The following is a 1,098-nucleotide window of genomic DNA, read 5'->3' as shown; positions in this document are numbered from 1 at the left end:
AAAGTTAAAAAACGGGTCTGGGTATTCTTTGCTGAAGGACAGCGTTCCCTGCCCCATCCCCACTACCGAAAAAGATGCGCACCGCGCCGCTCCTTCGAACTCGACATTACCCATGAGGCGGCGGCGTTCAACCACCATCGTACCGGCAAAAGGGCTGTGCGGGTGCTATCCCCAAACGTTGTTGCACAAATGACACGATTTGGCCTCACTCAGAAAGCTCCTATTAACCATTGCCTCCCTTGCGAGCCCTTGCAATCCGGCCGATTCCGGCGATAGCCCGTCGGAATTGCGACGATGCGCCGAGTCGCCGGCCAACGGGATTGCCGCAGAATCGCCGCATCGCGAAAGCGCCGTTTCGACAGAAGCCGGTTTTTTCCACGATAATGGCGCAGACTTGTTGATTGTGCCGGCGCTTTTCTTTATCCACCGGCGCAACGGAGAGGTGGCCGAGTGGTCGAAGGCGCTCCCCTGCTAAGGGAGTAGAGGTCAAAAGCTTCTCGTGGGTTCGAATCCCATCCTCTCCGCCATTCTGCTTTGCGCCTCGCGCTTCGCAGCACAAGTCCGGCGAATTCTTCTCGTGAATCCCTTGCAAAGCCTGGTTTCGAAGCCTTCCCAGCCTCGTCATCCCAGGGCGAAGCAGGAGCGAAGCGACGTCGCGAAGACCCTGGGATCCATGCCATGACATCAGCCAAAGAATGCAGCGGCTCAGGATGGCCGTTCGACGAGTGCAGTCGCCAAGGGGTGCGCTGAACTGAAACAGAGCTTGCACCGTTGCGACACGTAAACATCACGGCATGGATCCTGGGGTCTGCGCTGCGTCGCTTCGCTCCTTGCTCCGCCCCAGGATGACGAAGGGAGAAATGCCTCGGCCAATCTCCAGAGTGTGCGATCGCCACCGACAAAGGGGGCCAATCTGTCAAAACTTCCTGTGTCAAAGAGCTAATTAGCAGCGCCTTTTTTGGCGCGCTCTTCGCCCAAGAACGTCTGCGGCGATTTTTTCACGACCAGCGCAAAACCCCACGATTCTCCGAAAAATGCTGCAATAACAATTCGCTACCGCAGAAACAGCCGTCGCCGATCCGCTGTTTCGTTCGATTC

General features: G+C 57.1%; 1 tRNA gene. It reads left to right on the top strand.

Annotation, left to right across the window (positions count from 1 at the left end):
• Window positions 1-436 precede the first annotated feature (436 nt).
• Window positions 437-527, top strand: a tRNA-Ser gene (locus E5W87_RS35370).
• The last annotated feature ends 571 nt before the right edge of the window (window positions 528-1,098 follow it).

This window comes from Mesorhizobium sp. (assembly GCF_004962925.1).
Taxonomy (GTDB): Bacteria; Pseudomonadota; Alphaproteobacteria; order Rhizobiales; family Rhizobiaceae; genus Mesorhizobium.
This window is presented reverse-complemented; position numbering and strand designations above follow the sequence as displayed.